At 50.2% G+C, this 21,955-nt stretch carries 19 protein-coding genes and 3 tRNA genes; 15 read left to right on the top strand and 7 right to left on the bottom strand.

The genetic code is table 11. The features are described 5' to 3' along the window. Nucleotides 1-112: 112 nt before the first annotated feature. The 4 genes from hpaR (at nucleotide 113) to ACPAOP_RS10060 (ending at nucleotide 3,238) form a co-directional block, all read left to right on the top strand. Nucleotides 113-589, top strand: coding sequence for a homoprotocatechuate degradation operon regulator HpaR (gene hpaR / locus ACPAOP_RS10075; RefSeq protein ID WP_423707864.1), 477 nt, complete (start codon nucleotides 113-115; stop codon nucleotides 587-589). 373 nt (nucleotides 590-962) lie between these two features. Next, a complete protein-coding gene (locus ACPAOP_RS10070) occupies nucleotides 963-2,840 on the top strand; it encodes a potassium transporter Kup (protein ID WP_423681873.1) in 1,878 nt (625 codons plus the stop codon). Nucleotides 2,841-2,896: 56 nt separating this feature from the next. Next, nucleotides 2,897-2,973 (top strand) — tRNA-Arg (locus ACPAOP_RS10065). Between the two features lie 188 nt (nucleotides 2,974-3,161). Next, a tRNA-Arg gene (locus tag ACPAOP_RS10060) sits at nucleotides 3,162-3,238 on the top strand. 101 nt (nucleotides 3,239-3,339) lie between these two features. On the opposite strand, the gene ACPAOP_RS10055 is transcribed toward ACPAOP_RS10060, so the two are convergent. Beyond that, a complete protein-coding gene (locus tag ACPAOP_RS10055) occupies nucleotides 3,340-3,750 on the bottom strand; it encodes a thioredoxin family protein (RefSeq protein WP_423681875.1) in 411 nt (136 codons plus the stop codon). Nucleotides 3,751-3,823: 73 nt separating this feature from the next. On the opposite strand from ACPAOP_RS10055, the gene tsaB reads away from it, so the two are divergent. The 4 genes from tsaB to ACPAOP_RS10035 are packed head-to-tail and all read left to right on the top strand — an operon-like array spanning nucleotide 3,824 to nucleotide 6,763. Further along, nucleotides 3,824-4,513, top strand: coding sequence for a tRNA (adenosine(37)-N6)-threonylcarbamoyltransferase complex dimerization subunit type 1 TsaB (tsaB, locus tag ACPAOP_RS10050; RefSeq protein ID WP_423707863.1), 690 nt, complete (start codon nucleotides 3,824-3,826; stop codon nucleotides 4,511-4,513). 29 nt (nucleotides 4,514-4,542) lie between these two features. Further along, a complete protein-coding gene (gene rimI, locus ACPAOP_RS10045; protein WP_423707862.1) occupies nucleotides 4,543-4,989 on the top strand; it encodes a ribosomal protein S18-alanine N-acetyltransferase in 447 nt (148 codons plus the stop codon). Further along, a complete protein-coding gene (locus ACPAOP_RS10040; protein ID WP_423707860.1) occupies nucleotides 4,989-5,801 on the top strand; it encodes a uracil-DNA glycosylase in 813 nt (270 codons plus the stop codon). Before rimI ends, ACPAOP_RS10040 begins: the two co-directional genes overlap by 1 nt. Then, nucleotides 5,801-6,763 carry a DUF1853 family protein gene (locus tag ACPAOP_RS10035; RefSeq protein WP_423707859.1) on the top strand — a complete coding sequence of 321 codons (963 nt, stop codon included), beginning with the start codon at nucleotides 5,801-5,803 and terminating at the stop codon, nucleotides 6,761-6,763. The genes ACPAOP_RS10040 and ACPAOP_RS10035 overlap by 1 nt, the downstream gene beginning before the upstream one ends. A 5-nt stretch (nucleotides 6,764-6,768) precedes the next feature. On the opposite strand, the gene lplT is transcribed toward ACPAOP_RS10035, so the two are convergent. Further along, nucleotides 6,769-8,031, bottom strand: coding sequence for a lysophospholipid transporter LplT (gene lplT / locus ACPAOP_RS10030; protein ID WP_423707857.1), 1,263 nt, complete (start codon nucleotides 8,029-8,031; stop codon nucleotides 6,769-6,771). Between the two features lie 138 nt (nucleotides 8,032-8,169). Here lplT and radA point away from each other — a divergent pair, with 138 nt between their 5' ends. Continuing rightward, the gene (gene radA, locus ACPAOP_RS10025; protein WP_423707856.1) at nucleotides 8,170-9,549 is read left to right on the top strand and encodes a DNA repair protein RadA; all 1,380 of its coding nucleotides are present in this window, start codon (nucleotides 8,170-8,172) and stop codon (nucleotides 9,547-9,549) included. Nucleotides 9,550-9,570: 21 nt separating this feature from the next. Here radA and hpnE read toward each other — a convergent pair whose 3' ends face one another. Both hpnE and hpnD read right to left on the bottom strand, forming a co-directional pair. After that, a complete protein-coding gene (gene hpnE, locus ACPAOP_RS10020; protein ID WP_423707855.1) occupies nucleotides 9,571-10,896 on the bottom strand; it encodes a hydroxysqualene dehydroxylase HpnE in 1,326 nt (441 codons plus the stop codon). Nucleotide 10,897: 1 nt separating this feature from the next. Then, on the bottom strand, nucleotides 10,898-11,731 hold the full coding sequence (gene hpnD / locus ACPAOP_RS10015; protein ID WP_423707853.1) for a presqualene diphosphate synthase HpnD: 834 nt from the start codon (nucleotides 11,729-11,731) through the stop codon (nucleotides 10,898-10,900). 253 nt (nucleotides 11,732-11,984) lie between these two features. Here hpnD and ACPAOP_RS10010 point away from each other — a divergent pair, with 253 nt between their 5' ends. Then, nucleotides 11,985-12,866, top strand: a complete 882-nt coding sequence (locus ACPAOP_RS10010; protein WP_423681888.1) for a hypothetical protein — start codon at nucleotides 11,985-11,987, stop codon at nucleotides 12,864-12,866. Nucleotides 12,867-12,978: 112 nt separating this feature from the next. On the opposite strand, the gene ACPAOP_RS10005 is transcribed toward ACPAOP_RS10010, so the two are convergent. The 3 genes from ACPAOP_RS10005 to hpnC form a co-directional block, all read right to left on the bottom strand. Next, complete coding sequence (locus ACPAOP_RS10005) at nucleotides 12,979-13,683, bottom strand: M24 family metallopeptidase (protein WP_423681890.1); 705 nt, start codon at nucleotides 13,681-13,683, stop codon at nucleotides 12,979-12,981. Nucleotides 13,684-13,723: 40 nt separating this feature from the next. Continuing rightward, nucleotides 13,724-13,891 carry a hypothetical protein gene (locus ACPAOP_RS10000; protein WP_423707851.1) on the bottom strand — a complete coding sequence of 56 codons (168 nt, stop codon included), beginning with the start codon at nucleotides 13,889-13,891 and terminating at the stop codon, nucleotides 13,724-13,726. Nucleotides 13,892-14,165: 274 nt separating this feature from the next. Then, nucleotides 14,166-14,987, bottom strand: coding sequence for a squalene synthase HpnC (hpnC, locus tag ACPAOP_RS09995; RefSeq protein WP_423707850.1), 822 nt, complete (start codon nucleotides 14,985-14,987; stop codon nucleotides 14,166-14,168). A 163-nt stretch (nucleotides 14,988-15,150) separates the two neighbouring features. On the opposite strand from hpnC, the gene ACPAOP_RS09990 reads away from it, so the two are divergent. The 5 genes from ACPAOP_RS09990 to clpP all read left to right on the top strand — a co-directional run bounded on the left by ACPAOP_RS09990 (nucleotide 15,151) and on the right by clpP (nucleotide 21,785). Continuing rightward, nucleotides 15,151-16,359, top strand: a complete 1,209-nt coding sequence (locus ACPAOP_RS09990; protein ID WP_423707849.1) for an efflux RND transporter periplasmic adaptor subunit — start codon at nucleotides 15,151-15,153, stop codon at nucleotides 16,357-16,359. Beyond that, the gene (locus ACPAOP_RS09985) at nucleotides 16,356-19,451 is read left to right on the top strand and encodes an efflux RND transporter permease subunit (protein ID WP_423707848.1); all 3,096 of its coding nucleotides are present in this window, start codon (nucleotides 16,356-16,358) and stop codon (nucleotides 19,449-19,451) included. The genes ACPAOP_RS09990 and ACPAOP_RS09985 overlap by 4 nt, the downstream gene beginning before the upstream one ends. Nucleotides 19,452-19,674: 223 nt before the next feature. Next, a tRNA-Leu gene (locus ACPAOP_RS09980) sits at nucleotides 19,675-19,761 on the top strand. A gap of 28 nt (nucleotides 19,762-19,789) precedes the next feature. Beyond that, nucleotides 19,790-21,139, top strand: a complete 1,350-nt coding sequence (gene tig / locus ACPAOP_RS09975) for a trigger factor (protein WP_423707847.1) — start codon at nucleotides 19,790-19,792, stop codon at nucleotides 21,137-21,139. A 19-nt stretch (nucleotides 21,140-21,158) separates the two neighbouring features. Continuing rightward, nucleotides 21,159-21,785 (top strand): ATP-dependent Clp endopeptidase proteolytic subunit ClpP, encoded by a 627-nt coding sequence (clpP, locus tag ACPAOP_RS09970; RefSeq protein ID WP_423707846.1) that lies wholly within the window; start codon nucleotides 21,159-21,161, stop codon nucleotides 21,783-21,785. The last annotated feature ends 170 nt before the right edge of the window (nucleotides 21,786-21,955 follow it).

The raw sequence follows: 21,955 nt of genomic DNA, 5'->3' as shown, positions 1-21,955 counted from the left end.
AATGTGTTGAATGTTTCACCGGTAGCCCGTAAAAATACTAATATGTTAGTGAATTAAAACACTAATATATTAGTAAGTCAATCTGTACAATGGCTTTAAATTATTAAAAATAATGAATTTGAATGGAGTCAATATGAACCACAGGATTGCCTACCGGAATCTGCCGCAACTTTTTTTGAAGGCTCGCGCAAATCTGATGAGTCACTTTCGTCCTATATTGAGTCGATTTGGTCTGACGGATCAGCAGTGGCGGATTTTTCGCGTGCTTGATGAGCGCGGACAGCTTGAACCACGTGAATTATGTGATTTATGCCAGATCTCCAGTCCTAGCATGACCGGCGTGCTCAAGCGCATGGAAGAGCTGGATCTGATCCGCCGTTGCGATGTAAAAGGAGATCAACGCCGCGTATTAATAGGTTTGTCAGAGCAGGGGGATGCTCTTATGCTGAAAATAGCTCCCCTGATTGATGTCCAGTATCAATATATTGAGCAGGCATTCGGAAGTGAGGCGATTGATGAGCTGATTGCCGCTCTGGAACGATTTAATGAAGTCAGAACAGAAGCGGTGGAGCAGGTTAAATTAGATTAAATATCATGCTGACAGATGTGGCGCGACTGGATCAATGAAATGTTGTGCATCTGCATCGGCCTGCCGGGGATGTCAGCGGCCCCATGCTGCTATATTAGCGACGTGTTTTAATGGGCCGGGTCTGATATCGTTGCTGATCTGGTTTGAATTTTGATGGAAACAGCTTGCTTTTGTTTTCATTTCAGCCGGCGTGAGTTGGGGCGTGTCGCGTCTGATCTTCTTTTGCCGGTAGCATGTAGTCTCTGAAGACATTGACTATTTATGCGCCGACTGTTGCGTATTCACTTAATATAATCTTTTTTTGTTTTGGACTATTGAGTTTGCCTCTGGAATGGCCTATTGTGCAACGCACCAATAATTACAAGGTACGCAATTGGATAATCATCAAACGAAAAGCAGCCTGGCAGGATTGACCTTAGCGGCAGTCGGCATAGTTTATGGCGATATCGGGACCAGTCCTCTGTATACGATGAAGGAAGTGTTTGCGCCAGCTCATGGATTGCAGTTAACGCAGGCCAATATCTTTGGTATCGTCTCTATGATTTTGTGGGGATTGATCATCATCGTCTCCCTCAAGTACGTGACACTTGTGCTGCGTGCAGATAACCGTGGAGAGGGCGGGATTATGGCCCTGACGGCGTTGTCACTCGAATCGGTCAGTAAAAATTCTAAACTTTACTTCCCTCTGACCGTGCTCGGCTTGTTTGGCGCGTCACTGTTTTACGGTGACGGTGTGATCACCCCGGCGATGTCGGTATTGTCGGCGATGGAAGGGATAGAAGTTGCCACCCCAAGTTTTAAACCGGTTGTCGTTCCTATTACGCTGATTGTTCTGATCTGTTTATACGCGGTTCAGCGTAAAGGTACAGCAGGGATAGGAAAAATGTTCGGCCCGGTGATGTTACTGTGGTTTTCGGTTCTGGCATTGATGGGCTTGTATAACATCATCCGCGTTCCAGGCATTCTTGCTGCATTTAATCCCTTATATGCGTTGAACTTCGTGATCGATCATCACTGGGGCGCATTTTTTGCCCTGGGTGCCGTGGTGCTGGCGTTTACCGGTTCCGAAGCTTTATATGCGGACATGGGACATTTTGGTGCCAAGCCGATTCGTGCCGCCTGGTTTTTTATCGTGTTTCCTGCGCTGGCATTGAATTACCTCGGACAAGGTGCGCTGCTGATGCTGAATCCGGCTGCGGTCACTAATCCTTTTTATAATCAGCTGGGGGCATGGAGTATTTATCCTCTGGTGGTTTTGTCGACGGTCGCTGCGGTGATTGCCTCTCAATCGACGATCTCCGGCACATTCTCAATGACCAAACAGGCGATCTCACTTGGCTTTTTACCTCGTATGAAGATTGTGCATACGTCGGCAAAGGAAATCGGTCAGATATATATTCCCGTTGCGAACTGGATGCAGTTATTCGTTGTTGTTGGCGCCGTGATTGGCTTTGGTTCTTCGACGAATCTTGCTTCTGCTTACGGTATAGCCAATACCGGGACGATGCTTGTGACGTCATTGCTGACATTTTTTGTGATCCGCTTTGGCTGGAAATACAATCTCTTGCTGTGTGTTGCTGCGACATTTTTCTTCCTGGCGATTGATGTTTCCTTGTTTTCCGCGAATGCACTGAAATTCTTCCACGGCGGATACTTCCCTATTGTCCTGGGTTTGATTATTTTCACCCTGATGCTGACCTGGAAACGTGGTCGTGAGCTGGTGTTTGAAAATCTCAAAAAACATGCAATTCCACTGGAGGATTTCCTTGCCTCTCTGTTCGTCTCTGCACCGACCCGGGTCTATGGTACGGCGGTATTCTTACGCGGTGAAGCAGATGGTGTGCCGCATGCGCTTTTGCATAACCTGTCGCACAACAAGATATTGCATGAACGGGTGGTTTTCCTGACGCTGCATAACAGGGAGATTCCGTGGGTGCCATTTTCTGATCGTATTAAAATTTCCGATCTTGGTAACTCGTGTTACCAGATCGATCTGTTCTACGGATTTAAAAATGAACCGGATATTCCTGCTGCGCTTGCTTTGTGCGCTTCTCATGGTTTGGTTTTTGAGCCTATGGAAACCTCTTATTTTATTTCCCGCCAAACGATTATTTCCACGCCGGGCGGTGGTATGGCAAGGTGGCGCGAGGGCATTTTTGTCGCGATGTCCCGCAATGCGCGTGATGCAGCAGACTACTATCACATCCCGAGCAATCGCGTGATTGAGGTCGGAGCTCAGGTCGAAATCTAAAATAATGGCGGGAGGGCTTATAAAATCAAAAGTCCTATGCTATAATCTTGTTTTTCGCGGCTGTAGCTCAGCTGGATAGAGTACTTGGCTACGAACCAAGGGGTCGTGGGTTCGATTCCTGCCAGCCGCACCAGATTCAAGGGACTAGATGCAAATCTAGTCCCTTTTTTCTTTTCCGCGCTTCTTGCATCCGCCGGTTTTCTGTTTTCTGGCTCGCGCGGTGTTTTGTGGGTAACCTGGACGGTTGCTGAATCGAGAAGGATAAAAGTAGTCCCCGGGGCTTTAAATATTGGTTTTCTTTGTGCTATAATCTTTTTCTTCGCGGCTGTAGCTCAGCTGGATAGAGTACTTGGCTACGAACCAAGGGGTCGTGGGTTCGATTCCTGCCAGCCGCACCAGATTCAAGGGACTAGATGCAAATCTAGTCCCTTTTTTCTATTTTGCAGCAATGGAAGATGTGCTCACGCGGATGTGAGCATATGATGAGCAAGTATTCGTATCAGTCTGACAGTATTAACTGGCGAAGGCTCCAGTGTTCAGGCGCTTCCTGATTGAGTGAGTTGCGTTTGATTGGTCCGGATTGCATGCTCTCTTCAAGCGACGTAATGAGCCGGTGAAGCTGTGAGGCATCGGGTAGCATCGTTCCAAGAAATGCGACTTCGTCGTCATACTGAATCAGAATGGTAGGGAAATTTTCAATTTCTATATCTTCGACCAGATGGGCCTGATCTTCTATGTCTATCCAGGCAAAGCATTTATCGGGGTGACGGGCGATTAGTTCTTCGAATGCTTTGCGATAGATATTGCAGGTATCGCACCAGGCAGCGCAAAGGCAGGCCACCAGCCAGTGTTTAGTGTTCAGTTGAGTTTTCAACTGTTTCAGATCATTGGTTTGAATAAGTGTGTTCATTCTGTCATTTTAACCGATTCAATGTCGATAGAAATCCAGTATGGACCGGAAGTGATCACGGTAAAATACGGCTATGACAACGATTTTAGCAATAGAAACATCTACCGAACTCGCATCAGCAGCTTTGCTTGTTGATGGACAAATGCATTCCCGCGAGTTATCCGGCGTGCAAACCCATTCTCAGGGTATTTTGCCCGCGCTGCAGTCTTTACTCTCAGAAGCTGGCATTGCGCTGTCTGAGTGTGATGCTCTGGCGTTCGGTTGCGGCCCGGGCGCATTTACAGGTATCCGGACTGCGTGCGGCATTGTTCAGGGACTGGCTTATGGCGCTGAATTAAATGTCGTGCCGGTTGTCAGCTTGCGTGCAATGGCACTGGCGGCGTTGACCGAGGCCAAGGCGGATAATCTGATTTGCGTTCTTGACGCACGTATGAGTGAGGTCTATTGGGCACAGTACCGTTTCGTCGAAGGCGTCTGCGAAGAACTCAGTCCGCCCGTTTTGGCGAAGATCGATGATATTCTGCCGCGCGCAGACCAAGGTATTCCATGTTTTGTGCTGGGGACTGGCGTCATTTTGCCATCCCGGTTTGATCAGTATCCATCGATTTCTCTGATGCCGCATGCCAGACAGGTTGCCGAGCTGGGCAGTCAGGCGTTGGTAAATAAACAGGACGTTCCAGCCGAACTGGCGCAACCGCTCTATCTGAGAAATAAGATTGCCCTGACTACTGTTGAGCGCAATCTGGTACAGGGGCAGAAATAATATGCGGCTTTTTCGTACAGAGAAAAAACATGCATAACTTTGTCAAGCTGGGTTTTGCAGACATTGATCAGATACTGACGATAGAAGAAACGGTGTACTCACACCCCTGGACCAGGGGGAATTTTACAGATTCGTTTTTAAGCGGTTATCAGGCGTTTGGCATCCGCGATTATTCCGGTGAAATTCTTGCTTACTTTTTTGTGATGCCCGTCGTGGATGAATTGCATCTGTTGAATTTCGCGGTCCGCAAGGAAAATCAGGGGCAGGGATATGCCAGTGCCATGCTGAAATACTTGGATATTTACGCCAAAGAACAAGGCTTTGCATCGGTTTTATTGGAAGTCCGGCGGAGCAATTATCGTGCTATTGAGGTTTATCTCGCCGCTGGATTTGAAGAAATCGGCAGGAGAAAAGCCTACTATCCTGTCGATGTAAATACCCGTGAAGATGCAATAGTAATGCGGAGGATGTGTTGATGGACGCTGCTGAACAAGCAACCCGTATCAAAATTCTGCACGCGATGGGTTTGGGCCCCATGTGGCTCTCCCGTTATGCCTCTGACGAGACCGCTCCAGTAGTTGCAACTCCTGCATTTGCTGATACTCCTCCGGCTGTTGTTTTGGCGGATGCTGGTCTTGCTGCTCCTGTGTCGTTGGTGGACGTGCCTCCTGCTCCAGTGACCGTGGTATCTGAGCCCGTGGAGAGCGTATCTGGAATGTCCTGGGAGACATTGCAGGCCGAAGTCGCATCTTGTGTGGCTTGTGGTTTGTGTAAAGGCAGGGCAAAAACAGTTTTTGGTGCTGGAGACACCGCAGCGACATGGTTGTTTGTCGGCGAAGGTCCGGGCTATAACGAAAACATACAGGGCGAACCTTTTGTCGGCGCAGCCGGGCAGTTGCTCGATAACATGCTGCATGCGCTCGGTATCCGGCGTGGCGATCGTGCGTATATTGCTAATGTGGTTAAATGTCGTCCTACAGATAGTAATGGCAAAGACCGGCCGCCCACTCCCGCAGAAATACAGGCTTGTCTGCCTTATCTGCGGCGCCAGATTGCCTTAATACAGCCGAAAGTGATTGTCGCCCTGGGTAAAACTGCAGCAGTCGCCCTATTGGGAGTCGATCCCGAGACGCCGGTCTCACAATTGCGCGGCAAAGAACATCATCTGAATGGTGTGCCTATGGTTGTAACCTATCATCCGGCTTATTTATTGCGTAAGCCCGTAGAAAAAAGTAAGGCTTGGCGTGATTTGTGCCTTGCCCGCAAAGCTTTGCCAGGCAGTGCCTGATGCAAGACTATCCAGACTATCAGGCGCAGTTTCATCAGCGGTGGGGTCATTTAAAGGATGCGCATGTCCGCGCGCTTGCATGGCTGTTAAGCTCTCCCGACTTACTCGACCAGCAGTCGCCTGTCTGGCGAGGTGCGATTGTTGCGCCTGTGCTGCCATCCCCGCAACTATTGGCCCCCTGGCTGAGTCATCTTGATCTTTACCCCGGACCTTTGCATCAGGCCTTGCATCATGCGCCGACCAAACGACTGGGTTTGTACGCGGAGATTTTATTTGCTTTTTTTCTAGCTGAGACGGGGAAGCTTTTTGCACATGGTCTGCAAGTGAATGATGAGCAGGCGCATACCGTCGGCGAGTTTGACTTTCTGGTCAGGGAAGGCGAGGGTCTCGTGCATTGGGAGCTGGCGACAAAATTTTATTTATTTTTTTCCGGTGCTGTATCCGGACAAAGCGGCGCACCTGACTTGTTCAGTTATCTCGGCCCGAATCTGGCAGATACCCTGGGGGCGAAGATGAAGAAAATAGTGCAGCAGCAATTACGTCTCGGCATGCATCCTGCGGCAAAAAAATTTTTACCGTTGCCGTTGTTGCGTTCGCAAGCGCTGGTGAAAGGATGGCTGTTTTATCGCGATACGGAAGCTGGCCGGTCAGGTCCTGCGGTTGATGGTGTGTCTGAACACCATTGCCGGGGTCATATCTGGACCTTGTGTGATGTGCAGGACATGCAAGAGTGTGAAGGTGTTATTTTGCAGCGTCTTGCCTGGCTGGCACCGGTACAAATGGCAGTTGACGCTGTTTTCGGGAAGCAGGAATTGCTTGCGCAGATCAAATCACATTTTTCGATATCGACAGCGCCGCTGCTGCTCGCAATCACCGTCATCCGGGATGGTATGGCCCGAGAAGTCCGCCGCGGTATGCTGATTCCTGATGACTGGTGGGATCGGGCGCGTACCAGCAGATGACACGCCTAGTGTTTGTGTTCGCCTATCAATGCCAGTGAATCAAACTGACGTTGGTTGGCATCATGTTTTTTCATAACGATGAACATCGTACTCGCCACAAATACGCCGAATATCACAATGACAGCCTGAATATTCAAATCCAGAAAGATCATCAGTGCATACAAGCCCAGCATGATTAAGACGGACAGGTTTTCATTGAAATTCTGTACCGCAATTGAGTGTCCCGCACTCATCAGCACATGGCCACGATGCTGTAACAAAGCGTTCATCGGTACTACAAAGAAACCAGCCAGCGCACCGACCAGAACCAGTAAAGGATAGGCAAGCCAGACGCTGTGAACGAAGATCATCGTTGTGACCACCAATCCCATGGCGATGCCCATAGGCATGACAGACAGTGATTTTTTGAGTGGAACAAACTTTGCGGCGGCGACAGCGCCGATTGCAATGCCGATTGCGACAACGCCTTGCAGTACCGCTGCTTTATTCAACGGCATTTGCAAAGACTCTTCAGCCCACTTTAAAACGATGAATTGCAGCGTCGCTCCTGCTCCCCAGAATAAGGTTGTGACCGCCAGCGAAATTTGTCCCAGTTTATCTTTCCACAAAGTGACAAAACAATGGGAAAAGTCGCACACCAGCTGCACCGGATGAGGTTTTTGCTGGGCGTAACGTGCGCCCGTATCGGGGATGCGTAAATTGAACAATGCCGCGAGGCCATAGAAGAAGGTGATGACGCAGAGTGCCGCTTCGGCAGGGGTGTTAATCGGGAAATCGATAACAGGGAAATCAAAACTCAGCAAGGCCGCAGAGATATGCGGAGTGACCAGTGCACCACCAAGTACGGTGCCGAGAATGATGGAAGTGACTGTTAAGCCTTCGATCCAGCCATTGGCTGCAACCAGCTTTTCGGGGGGGAGTAATTCGGTGAGGATGCCATACTTCGCCGGTGAATATGCGGCGGCGCCAAATCCGACCAGTGCGTACGCAATCAGCGGATGCACATGAAAAAACATTAAAGCGCAACCGACGACTTTAATCATATTCGTAATGAACATGACCTTACCTTTCGGAAGGGCATCCGCGAAAGCTCCGACAAAGGCTGCGAGTAACACGTAGGAAACAGCAAAGAAAAATTTCAGTAAAGGCGGCATCCAGCCAGGAGATTGCATGGATACTAATAAAGCCATGGCGGCAATAAGTAGCGCGTTGTCGGCCAGCGATGAAAAAAACTGTGCCGCCATAATTGTATAGAAACCACGTCTCATGCTTGTCGTTTGCCTGTTACAAAGTGTTATCGGTCAGCTTTATACCATGAAAATCTTGCCCGATCGCTGAATTAGAGCATGTATATCAGAAATTACTGAGTAAAATATCAGTGTTTATTTCGTTTTCTATGAAAAGTTATGGCTAAGGCAAAAACTAATTACACCTGTACCGAATGTGGCGGCATCGTCAATAAATGGGCGGGACAGTGCCCTTCGTGCGGGCAATGGAATACTTTGGTGGAAACGATCATGGAAGCGTCAGGTAATCGTTTTTCCGGGAAGCATCAAAGCCTTGCGCAAACGGCCCCGGTACTGAATCTGTCGGATATCGAAGCGTCGGATGTACCACGTTTTGGTACGGGGATCGATGAGTTTGACCGTGTCCTCGGTGGAGGCCTGGTACCGGGGGCTGTCGTTCTGATCGGCGGCGATCCTGGAATCGGAAAATCCACATTGTTGTTGCAAGCCTTGTCGAACCTGACCAAGACAAAAAAAGTGTTATATGTCAGTGGTGAAGAGTCAGGTGCACAGATCGCTTTGCGGGCAAACCGGCTGGCGCTCGATACGCAAGGGCTGGCTCTGCAGGCAGAAATTCAGCTGGAAAAAATTCTGAACACACTCTCAGACCATAAGCCTGAAGTGGTGGTGATCGATTCGATTCAGACGATTTATTCGGATGCACTGAGCTCAGCACCGGGATCCGTGGCCCAGGTACGTGAATGTGCAGCGCAACTGACGCGCGTCGCAAAAACAATGAATATCACCATGATTCTGGTAGGTCATGTGACGAAAGAGGGGGCTCTGGCTGGACCTCGCGTGTTGGAACACATTGTCGATACGGTTCTGTATTTTGAAGGGGATACGCATTCCAGTTTTCGTCTGGTTCGGGCGATTAAAAACCGCTTTGGCGCAGTGAATGAACTGGGTGTGTTCGCGATGACCGAACGCGGCTTGAAAGGCGTATCTAATCCGTCGGCATTATTTCTTTCGCAGCACGAGTCGCAGGTTGCTGGTTCCTGCGTCATGGTGACGCAAGAGGGAACCAGGCCGTTACTGGTGGAAATACAGGCACTCGTTGACAGCTCCTTCGCACCGAATGCGAAGCGTTTATCTGTCGGTCTGGAGCAAAATCGTCTGGCGATGCTGCTGGCAGTGTTGCACCGGCATGCCGGTGTTGCAGCGTTTGATCAGGATGTGTTTATTAACGCAGTCGGTGGTGTCAAAATTGCCGAACCAGCAGCTGATCTGGCTGTCTTGCTGGCGATTAATTCGTCGATGCGAAATAAGCCTTTGCCGCGTAGTCTGGTTGTGTTTGGCGAGGTCGGTCTGGCTGGTGAGATACGGCCGGCACCGAGAGGGCAGGAGCGCCTGAAGGAAGCTGCCAAGCTGGGATTTACGATTGCGATGATTCCTAAAGCGAATGCGCCCAAGCAAAAAATTGAGGGTCTTACCATCATTGCAGTCGATAGGATTGATGAGGCAATGAGCCGCATTCGTGATATTGACGATGTGGTTTGATTGAATGGCTGATGGTTTAACTTAATCGTGCAGGCTGCTGATCACCTCATTCGCAGCATGAATGCCGCTTCTGATCGCACCTTCCAGCGTCGCCGGATAATCACCCTGTGTATAGTCGCCGGCCAATGTCAGCCCGGGTATGCCCGTGCTGTTTGGCGGGCGTTGTAGCGCCGGAGTGCAACTGAAGGTCGCTCTTTTTTCGGTGATGATCTGATGCCATTGCGGGCTTGCCAGTTCGGTGCGCCTGAAACTGTCAGCCAATTGGCTGGCGATTGAATTGGCGAGCGACAGGTGATCTTGCTGGTGATTTTCCGGAGCGCTGATCACGATGGCAAATAAGCCGCTTTGATCGTCATGCAACTGTCCCCGGTCAAATACATATTGTCCCCAGCGCTGTTGCTGCGGATTGTCTGATAGTGCATACATCGGGCGCGGCAGACGTGTTCCCGCTGCATATTGTAAATAGCAGCTCGTGATGGCCTCGTATGTCAGTGACGGCAATGTCAAACCCGTGTTGCTCAGCAAGCGTTGCGCATTAGTGGCATCAGTGGCAATGATGACGCCGTCGAATGTCTGTTCTTGCTGTTGAGTGGATTCCATGATCCATCGGGATACATCGTCTTTTCTGATTGTCTTGATTGCGCTGGAGCATGCCACCTCAGCGCCGTGACTTTGTATAAATTCTGCTGCTTTTTGGGGAAACAGCGCAGAGAGATTAAGTCTTGGCAGCAACATGTCGGATGCGGCGCGGCTGGCGCCGAGACTGTCCCTTAAAACATTCAGAAATACCTGCGCAGAGGCCCGCTCCGCAGGTGTGTTTAATGCGGCGATGCACAGCGGATTCCACATCAGACGGCACAGCCTGTCGGTCTGGTCAAAGCGTTGCAGCAATTCTGTGACGGTACAATCAGTATTGAGCTGCCATCCCATCCATCGGGCTGTTGATGAAAATCGGGCGAGTGCGAGTTTGTCTTCGCGACGCAAGCCGGTTGCTCTCCAGAGCGCCATCAGCAGGTGCAATGGCGCAGGCAGGCGTGGCGCGACGAAGTGCATACCATTGTCGTGCTCCGGATAAATCATTTGCAGCGGCAAGCGTAAAAACGCCGTGTTCAGGTCAACACCGACGGTTCTCATTAATTTCAGACTCTGCTGATAGGCTCCCAGCAGAATATGCTGGCCATTATCGACAGTGAGTCCATTAATCTCAACCCCGCGCGCGCGGCCACCTAGTGTTTTTGCAGACTCAAACAGACTGACCTGATGTCCGTTCTGCGTCAATGTGACAGCTGCCGCACAGCCTGCCCAGCCGCCGCCGATCACCGCAATTTTTTTAACACGCTTTGCCATTTCAGCCACGGATATAGGTTTTCCAGGCGAGCCAGAGTTTGCGTATTGGTGTCAATGAAATGCGCTGATTCAGTACGTGAAAGCCGTCACGCTGAATTTCCGATAGCAGCGTTCTGTAGATCGCCGCCATAATCAAGCCGGTACGCTGCGCGCGGCGGTCTTCTGGCGGCAGTAATGCCAGTGCCTCATCATAGAGTTTCTGCGCCCGTTCGTACTGAAACTGCATCAGCGCCTCAAACTCCTGACTATGTCTGGCATTCAGTATATCGGCTGCGGTCACCTTAAACTGTTGCAGTTCATTGACCGGAAGATAAATTCTGCCCTTGCGCGCATCTTCACCGACATCACGAATGATATTGGTCATCTGAAATGCAAGACCGAGTTTCTCTGCGAAGACTTTGGTTTGTGGATTGCTAATGCCGAAAATGCTGGCAGATAAAATGCCGACCACGCCGGCAACATGCCAGCAATATTTTTGCAAGGCTGAGAAGTCGAGATAACGGGTCTGATTCAGATCCATTTCCATGCCATCGATAATGGCCATCAGATGTGCGCCATCCAGCTGGTAAGTCGCCATATGGGGCAATAATGCCCTGGTCACCGGGTGAGTCGGCACATTCGCCAGCATGGCCTGTATTTCTTTGCGCCACCACGTCAATTTGCTGCGGGCGACCATATCATCCGTACTTTCATCGACGACATCATCCACTTCGCGGCAAAAAGCGTAGAGCGCAGTGATGGCGCGACGTCTATCTGCCGGCAGAAACAGGAAGCTGTAGTAGAAACTGGAGCCGCTTTCTGCAGCTTTTTGTTGGCAATATTCGTCTGGTGACATGCTGGAATATAAAAAAGTAATGGTTGCTGTGCGGAGTAAAGTTGAAAGGAGTTGCTATGCTAACAAATTTCAATCGACCTCATGATGGTCAGACTGTGCTGCCATCCGCAGAATGGAAGTATCGGAATGTAATCAGATTGCAGAATTCTCAACTCAAAACGCGACAGCTCGTATAATAGTGGGCGCATTATATTATCGCTCTGCACAAAAGAGCCTGGCTTTTGACTCGAAACTTTAAATTTGGACAAACATCTTGAATAAATCGAAACTTGCGGCAATTTTTGGTGGCCTTGGAGTGATCCTGGCCGGGTGCGGTGGCTTCGTCTACACGTCCGTCGGTGGTACCGTCACGGGCTTGGGAACAACGGGCTCGAATTCGCTGACGCTGATGAATGAACAGAATTTTTTCCGGACGCTGACAGCAGATGGTTCTTTTTCATTCAATGTGGCAAGCAATGCGAATTATTCTATTGTTGTCTACACACAGCCAAATCTGGTGAATTGCACGGTAGCGAATGGTACTGGGAAAATGACGGGCGAAGGCGCGTTAAATAACATCGTGGTGACTTGTGTGCCGAATGTACCGGTTTCCGGAACCTTGTCCGGCCTGGCTGATGGCGGCTCCATAACCCTCAACAACAATACGGTGAACCCTGCAACCAACGTTGGCACAGACAAGACGATGGCCCTGTCTGCTAACGGTTCATTCCAGCTGACCAATTATGTGGTCAGCGGGTATCGCTACAATGTGACTGTGGCAATACCGCCGGCGGCGCAGTATTGTACGGTCGCGAATGGTACGGGCGTGGCGGATAACAAGTATCCGAATGCGATTAACAACGTCGCGGTTTCCTGCGTGCCTGCGGTACCGGTCAAGGTGACAGTGAATGGTCTGACTGCTGGCAAGACGCTGACGCTGTCGAATACGACGACAGCAAAATCCACAGCGGATAACCTTGCCATCAGTACGATCGGGATTTATAGCTTTGGCTGGAGCCTGCTCAATGGCATGCCTTATGAGGTGACAGTGGCAACCCAACCGACAGGGCAAACTTGTACCGTGCAGAATGGCAAAGGTGTTGCAGACATGAGTAAGCCTGATGCTGCAAGTAATATCGTCGTTAACTGCGTCTGAGCGCATTAAGTACACATAAAAAAAGCCCCGGCGCATAAAAATGCCGGGGCTTTTTTTATCCGGATACCACATATCTCATATCCGGATAAATTTTGTCAGGATGACGGGCCGCTCACAATTCTTCGAGTATCCCTGCGTCGTTGAAATAAAAAATACCTTCCCGTTTGAAACCCCATTTTCCTCCCTTGAGCCTGATAAACGGTTCAAAGCTGAAAAAGCCGACTTCCGACAAAGGAATGTCATTGCTGGAATCAATGTACTGACGCTGATCTTTATCGTTCGCAATACTGTGGCCGACGTTGTTGCGATAATCAAGATTGACGAAGCCGTTCTGGCGTATGCGCATATTGGCCCAGTCGAACAGCTGACCAAATGTGGTGTGGGGCCTCACCAGTGCCTGCATTTGCTGGTGCATCTGCCGCAGAAAGTTCAGACCATTTCTGAATTCAATTAACTGCGGTTTCTGCGTGACTTTGCCATTTTCTACCGGAAATGAACGGGCATAGTCGCCCCAGTATCTGTCCTGCGTCGGACTCAGGTCGATCGTGACCAGATTATCGGTGCCGACAGGTTCTTCGCTGGGCTGATAATCGCGCCCTGAAATCGAAACACAACTGCGCGAGCCGAGTAACACCAGTGCCGGACAGGAGTGATACCAGGTATCCGGATAGCCTTGCGCTTGCAGTAGCCGATGTGCTTTGTCTGCGATGCTTTTTTCGGTGTCGTCCGCAGTAATCAGGCCGGCCAGTTGCTGCAATACGGTTTTGGCAGCGGTCTGTACCTGTCTGTGCTGTTCGATCTCGAACGCGGTTGGCATAATTTTTCCGTTTCAGCTGGGCGTGATGATGAATCTGGGTTTATTTTTCAGGGCTGCTCTTCGTTACGGCTTTGACGCCTGCGGCGGTGACATCGACTGCTGTTCCAACCACGGCGCCACCGACTTTGACTGTTGTGGATACAGCGACATCGGCGATCGCAATGACAGTGCACGCACTCAGTGGGAAAACGCATAGTAGGAAAAACATTCGCGTTATACAAGTTCGCATGAGCAGGCCTGGTATCGGTTTGGTTGGCAGAGGGGAAGGGCATGTCCTGAGTGGCGTTTTGCCGCTTAGCCTCAGTATACGTCAGCGCTTTACGCTCTTTCGATGATGGCAGATTTTTTTTGTAACCTCATGTTGGGCAGGTAATTCAGCTGATAATTTATATACTCCCCCATCATTTTCAAAAAACACCGCTAATCTCAGCGCATTTACTTGATGTTTTTAGATACTGGGGGGAGTATATGTATGGCGCGGATCACGCTGCTGAGGGCATCCGCAGTGCACGCCAGACGAGCAGCAGCCAGTCCCACGCTTTGAGCGTCGGTCTGTGATGAAACACATCGCCTTGTACGGCGTCAATTTTTTCGAGGATGCGCAGACCACCCTGAACGACGAGACGCAGTTCCCAGCCGATACGACCGGGAAGACGCGTTGCCAGCCCGCTGGCAGACAGCATCATCTGGCGCGCGCGCGCGGTCTCGAACTGCATCAGCGCCTGCCATTCCGCATTAGTGTTCTGACTGGCGATGTCTTGCTCGCAGATGCGGTAGGCCTGCATATCGCTTTGCGGCAGGTAGATGCGTTGTTTTTTCCAGTCGATCGCAACGTCCTGCCAGAAATTAATTAATTGCAGCGCTGAACAGATGGCGTCCGAGTCGCGGACGTTGTCCGGTGTTGCGGCGCCATACAGGTGCAGCATGATCAGACCGACCGGATTGGCGGAACGACGGCAATAATCCTGTAACTGTGCGAAATCCGCATATCGGGTGGTGACAACGTCTTGTTTAAATGCCGATAGCAAATCACGGAATGGTTGCAGAGGCAGTTGATGTTGCTGGATAACATCAGCCAGCGCCGTGAACAGGGGTAAGCTGCTGTTGCTGTTTTGTTCAATCAGGTCCAGCTCGTATTCATAGCTGCCAAGCGCTGTCAGACGCTGCGCTGGTGTCGCATCGCCCTCGTCAGCAATATCATCGGCACTGCGTGCAAAGGCATAAATGACCTCAACGGCTGGTCGTAAATGTGCTGGCAGTAAGATCGATGCAACAGGAAAATTTTCGTAGTGTTCAACGGACATAGGTGTCGTTACATTCTTAATGACCGAAAAGTCATTGGCAATCAGGTAAGTGCTAATTATAATTACTAACCTGTCAGTCATTTATTTAAAGCAGTCGTGGCGAGCGCAAAAAACCGTCGTCGTCGGCTGTCTTACTCAGTCCGCATAGTAAAGGAAAACTTTTGTGTTAACACTAAAAACTCCCGTGTTCGCCGACGCCTCGTCCGTTGTCCATCGTGTCAAAGCGCGGCATTCAGGTTTGTCCTCGTTGCGGGCGCTGGCTGCGCTGTCCTTACTGAGCTTACTGGCTGCGTGTTCCAAGCCGGTTGAAAAAACAGAAGATGTGCGGCCAGTACGCGTGGTGACTGCTGTCAGCACGAATTCTGATGCGGCATTTGAATTATCCGGAGAGGTGCGTCCGCGGATTGAATCACGACTGGGTTTTCGCGTCGGCGGTAAGATCATTCAGCGTAAGGTGGAATTGGGTACGGTCGTGAAGCGTGGTCAGTTGCTGATGCAACTTGACCCGCAGGACTTGTTGCTGGCGCAAACGCAGGCGAAAGCGGCGTTGACAGCGGCAGAAAGTAATCGTGATCTGGCGCAGGCAGATTTGAAACGTTATCAGGAGTTGCGATCAAAGAATTTCGTTGCCGCAGCGGTACTCGACAGTAAAGAGGTTGCCTATAAAGCAGCACAATCCAGTTACGAGCAGGCACTTGCCGGCTTTAAAAATCAAAGTAATCAGGCTGGATATGCAGCATTGGTTTCGGATGTCGACGGCGTCGTCACCGGGGTTGATGCGGAAATCGGGCAGGTGGTTGCAGCAGGCACACCGGTTGTCCGCGTTGCACAATCCGGCGAGATGGATGTGGTCGTTGGTATTCCTGAGAATAAAATCAACAGCATACGGCAGATGACTGAAATCAAAGTAGGTTTATGGGCAGATCCTTCCCTGACGCTGCCGGCGAGCTTGCGTGAATTGTCGCCTGTTGCAGATCCGGCGACCCGCACGTATCTTGCTAAAGTCAGTTTGCCTGCGGAAGCAAAAGATGTGCGTCTCGGTATGACGGCCAATGTCAGCTTTGTGGCACCGAATCCTGCTCCAGTATTTAAACTGCCGACCACGGCATTGTTCCAGGATAAAGGGCAGACCTCGGTCTGGATCGTCAGTGGCGGAGCAGTGAAACTGGTACCGGTGAAGCTTGCAGGCACATCCGGAGAAGGTGTGTTGATTGCTGGCGGGATTTCATCGGGTCAGATGGTTGTCACGGCTGGTGTTAACTTATTAAAACCAGGACAGAAAGTCAGCATACTCGGTGCTGAGTCTCCCGTAACTAAGCCGCCGGTTACGTCGTCGGCAGTGGCATCATCGGCAGCAGGAGCCTCTAAATGAGCCAATCTTCAAGAAGTTTTAATTTGTCGGGTTGGGCGCTGGAGCATATTCCGCTGATTCGCTACCTGATTGTTGTGTTGCTGCTCGGCGGAATTTTCAGTTATGGGAAGCTGGGGCAGGATGAGGATCCGCCTTTCACTTTCCGCGCGATGGTTGTCCGCGCAATGTGGCCGGGTGCGACCGCGTTGCAGATGGCGGACCAGGTGACGGATAAGCTGGAAAAAAAATTGCAAGAGACGCCTTACATCGATCGTATCCGCAGTTACTCCAAGCCCGGCGAAACGGTGATTATCCTGCAGTTACGAGAATCGACGCCGCCGAAAGAAACAACGCAATCCTGGTATCAGGTGCGCAAAAAAATAGGCGATATCAAAGCAACCCTGCCGCCGGGTGTGATCGGTCCTTTCTTTAATGATGAATTCGGTGATACTTATGGCTCTATCTTTGCGTTGTCGGGCGATGGTTTTACCTATGAAGAAGTAAAGGAATATGCGGATTTTGTCCGTCAGCAATTCCTGCACATACCTTCCGTGTCGAAAGTCGAGCTGTTCGGTGTTCAGGATGAAAAACTGAATATCGAATTCTCGCAAAAGAAATTTTCCCAGTTAGGTATTCCGTTCGATGCGATTGTTTCTCAGATCGGTTCACAAAACGGAATTGAAAGTGCCGGTGTACTGACGACGTCTTCGGATAACCTGCAGGTGCGGGTTTCCGGCGCGTTAATGAAGGTGAAGGATCTGGAAAATCTGCAGTTACGCGCGAACGGCATTACTTTCCGCCTGGGTGATTTTGCGACCGTCAGGCGTGAGTACAAAAATCCGCCGCAGGACAAAATGCGTTTCAACGGCAAAGAAGTCATCGGCCTTGGCATTTCCATGGAAAAAGGCGGCAATATCATCGAGCTGGGCAAACACATACAGGCAGATGTGCGCACCATCAAGGCGAAGCTGCCGGTCGGCATCGAGCTGGAACAAGTGACAAATCAGCCCGATGCAGTGAAAGCATCCGTCGGTGAGTTTTTACACACTCTGATTGAGGCGGTGGTCATTGTTCTGGCCGTGAGTTTTCTTTCTCTGGGGCTGCATACCAAGCCTTTCCGTCTGGATATCTGGCCTGGACTTGTTGTTGGCCTGACGATACCTCTGGTGTTGGCGATTACATTCCTGTTTATGCGTATTCTGGACATCGATCTGCATAAAATTTCACTCGGTGCCCTGATCATTGCACTCGGCTTGCTGGTCGATGATGCGATTATTGCGGTTGAAATGATGGTGCGCAAAATGGAAGAGGGTTTTTCCCGTTTTGATGCCGCCACCTTTGCGTACACTTCAACCGCGATGCCTATGCTGACCGGAACGCTGATTACGGCAGCCGGCTTTTTGCCTATCGGACTGGCCAAATCAGCAGCAGGGGAATACACATTCTCGATGTTTTCCGTGAATGCGCTGGCACTGATTATTTCGTGGCTGGCAGCCGTCTTGTTCACGCCTTATCTTGGCTATCTGTTGCTGAAAGTTAAACCACATAACATCAATGATAATCATCATCATGAACTGTTTGATTCACCGTTTTATAACCGTTTCCGCGCTTTGGTGAACTGGTGTGTCGAGTGGCGCAAGCTGACGATCGCCATTACTTTAGGTGTGTTTGGTCTTGGTGTATTTGGTTTTAAATTTATCGAGCAGCAATTTTTCCCGGACTCAAATCGTCCCGAGCTGATGGTCGAGTTGTGGCTGCCGGAAGGTTCGTCATTTGCCGCGACTGAAGCGCAGACGAAAAAGTTTGAGAACTTTGTGCGGCAGCAAGAGGGTGTTTCCAGTGTGACGAGTTACGTGGGAACCGGTAGTCCGCGCTTTTATCTGCCACTGGATCAGATTTTTCCGCAGACTAACGTGGCTCAGCTGGTTGTGTTGCCGAAAGATTTAAAGGCAAGGGAGGCGCTGCGTTTGAAAATCGTTGATATTTTCAAAAAGGATTTTCCTGAGGTTCGCGGTCGTGTCAAATTGCTGCCGAACGGACCGCCGGTTCCTTATCCGGTGCAATTCCGTGTCACCGGACTGGAAGTGACGAAGGTGCGCGAGATTGCGGATCAGGTAAAGCTGATCATGATGGCAAATCCAAACGCTATCGGTGTGAACGATAACTGGAACGAGTCGGTCAAAGTTGTTCGTATCGACCTCGATCAGGATAAGTTACGGGCCCTGGGCGTTACTTCGCAAAATGTGATGCGCGCAGCAAATACGATTCTGAGCGGTACCACCGTCGGACAATTCCGTGATGGCAATAAACTGATTGATATGGTTGTGCGTCAGCCAGTTGACGAGCGTTCGACGGTGAATGCGTTGAGCAACGCGAATATTCCGACTGCGAGCGGGAAATCAGTTCCTTTGTCGCAGATTGCGACGATCAAACTGGTTTGGGAACCAGGCGTGGTCTGGCGTGAAGGACGGGAATGGGCGGTTACTGTGCAATCGGATGTGGTGGATGGTATTCAGGGCCCGACTGTATCGGCTCAGATTGCACCGCAGTTAAAAGATATTCAGGCTGCCTTGCCTCCGGGTTACAAAGTGGAGCTGGCAGGTGCTGCGGCGGATAGTGGTAAGGCGCAGGAATCGATTGCTGCTAATGTCCCCTTAGTGGTGTTCATTATTTTCACGCTGTTAATGCTGCAACTGCATAGTTTTTCCCGTGTGATTCTGGTTTTCCTGACCGGGCCGCTGGGTCTTGCCGGTGCTGCGCTGGCGCTGCTGGTACTGCAGAGACCTTTTGGTTTTGTCGCGCAACTGGGGGTGATTGCGTTATTCGGGATGATCATCCGTAATTCAGTCATTCTGATCGATCAGATTGAGCAGGATATTCAGGAGGGTTCAGATGTCTGGACTGCGATCGTGGAATCCGCTGTGCGTCGCTTCCGGCCGATCATTCTGACTGCGGCAGCAGCGGTGCTGGCAATGATTCCTTTGTCGCGCTCGGTATTCTGGGGACCGATGGCCGTCGCTATTATGGGGGGGCTGATCATTGCAACGGGACTGACTTTGCTGTTTTTACCTGCATTGTATGCAGCATGGTTCCGCGTAAAAAAGCCCGGCTAAAACCGCGTTGATGGGTATTTCAGGCAACTCATACATGGTTGCCTGAAATGTTTTTTTTGAAGCATTAAAAAAATAAGGCACGGCCTAATAAAATCCAGTAGAATAGTGGGTTGGAGTTGTAATGCCACTATTTATTAGTTTTGGGCGACGCTTGATGTTCGGGTCGCCCTTTGCTTTTGTACCGGGCGCGTCGGATGTACCGGTATGCAACATAACTCATCCCGCGAGGATGGCGAAATTGGTAGACGCACCAGGTTTAGGTCCTGACGCCAGCAATGGTGTGGGGGTTCGAGTCCCCCTCCTCGCACCACAGAATTTTTACTATTTGGACGATTTTCATGGCAACTGCAGTCGAAACTTTAGATAAATTGGAACGCCGCCTTACAATTTCCTTCCCGATCGCTGATGTGCAATCAGAAGTTGAAAAGCGTTTGAAGGTGCGTGCACGCACAGCAAAAGCACCTGGCTTCCGCCCAGGTAAAGTGCCAATGAAGATGGTTGCCGCACAATACGGCTACCAGGTTGAAACAGAAGTGCTGAACGATAAAGTCGGTCAGGCTTTTGCTGCTGCCGTTGGCGAAAACAACTTACGTGTTGCTGGTTACCCTAACATCGAGCCAAAAACAGGTGAAGGTGTGGCTGAAGGTACTCTGGCATTCACTGCGACTTTTGAAGTGTATCCGGAAGTGGTTGTCGGTGATTTGTCCGCAGCTGAAGTTGAGCAGGTGAAATCTGATGTCACTGATGCAGAGATTGAGAAAACGATTGATATCCTGCGCAAACAACGTGTGCATTACCACGTAAAAGGTGAGCAAGGTGCGCATGGAGATGGCGGCGCAGATCAGTCTGCACAAAATGGTGACCGCGTGACCGTTGATTTCGTCGGTAAGATCGATGGCGTGGAGTTTGCCGGCGGCAAAGCAGAGGGTTTTGCTTTCGTACTGGGCGAAGGTCGCATGTTGCCTGAGTTTGAAGCTGCAACAGTGGGTCTGAAAGTCGGTGAATCTAAAACTTTCCCATTGGCGTTCCCTGAGGATTACCACGGTAAAGATGTTGCCGGTAAAACAGCAGAATTCACGATTACGCTGAAGAAACTGGAATGGGCGCATTTGCCGGAGGTTGATGCTGAATTTGCTAAGATGCTCGGCGTTGAAGATGGCGATCTGGTGAAGATGCGTGCTGATATCAAAGAAAATCTCGAGCGTGAAGTTAAAGGCCGCGTTAAAGCTAAAACAAAAGAAAGCGTGATGGACGCTTTGGTGAAGGCTGTAACATTCGATGTGCCATCTTCTTTGGTTGCTCAGGATAGCGAGCGTCTGGCTGAAATGACGCGTCAGGATATGGCGCAGCGTGGTATGAACGTGAAAGACGTTCAGTTCCCGATCGAAATGTTCAATGCGCAAGCAGAGCGCCGCGTTCGTCTGGGTCTGATTCTGGCTGAGTTGGTGAAAGCGAACAACCTGCAGGCAACTGCAGAGCAGATTAAGGCGCAGGTTGAAGATTTCGCGCAAAGCTATGAAGATCCGCAACAGGTAGTCAAGTACTACTATAGCGATCGTAATCGCCTTGCAGAAGTTGAGGCCCTTGTATTAGAAGAAAACGTCGTTAACTATGTCCTGGGTAAATCGAAAGTGACTGAAAAAGTTCTGCCTTTCGATGAGTTGATGGGCAATAACGCACAAGCGTAAGTTTTAAAAGGAAAATCACATGACAGGCATCATCCGTAATTCGGCGTTGGATACAAGTATGCTGGGCATGGTGCCTATGGTGGTAGAGCAAAGCGGGCGCGGTGAGCGCTCCTACGACATCTACTCCCGCCTGTTAAAAGAGCGGGTGGTTTTCCTGGTTGGTCCGGTGAATGATCAGACGGCTAATCTGGTGGTTGCTCAGTTATTGTTTTTGGAGAGCGAAAATCCGGATAAGGATATTTCGTTCTACATTAACTCCCCGGGCGGTTCCGTTTCTGCGGGCATGGCGATTTACGATACGATGCAGTTTATCAAGCCAGATGTTTCAACACTGTGTACCGGTATGGCTGCATCGATGGGTGCATTTTTGCTAGCAGCTGGTGCAAAAGGCAAGCGTTTTTCTTTGCCAAATTCCCGCATTATGATTCATCAGCCTCTTGGTGGTGCCCAGGGGCAGGCATCAGATATTGAGATTCAGGCGCGTGAAATTTTGTATCTCCGTGAGCGTCTGAATGCTATTCTGGCGGAAAACACTGGCCGCAGCCTAGAACAGATCGCTAAAGATACCGATCGAGATAATTTTATGTCGGCTGATGCGGCTGTCGAATACGGGTTAATTGATAAAGTTTTGACTCACCGCGCTTAACTTGCCTGAATTAGATAAACGCCCGTTCCTATAAAGGTTCGGGCGTTTTTTATTTAGTTTGTTCAATCAGATAATTTTTGCAATGCTTCCGGATCTGGCGAGTGCAATGACGAAAACTGTTTTTGCAGGTAATATGCTCTTCGTTCCGATTTATATTTAACTTGTTTTTC

Origin of the sequence: Undibacterium sp. WLX3042, assembly GCF_049544825.1 — a bacterium.
GTDB lineage: Bacteria > Pseudomonadota > Gammaproteobacteria > Burkholderiales > Burkholderiaceae_D > Undibacterium.
This window is presented reverse-complemented; position numbering and strand designations above follow the sequence as displayed.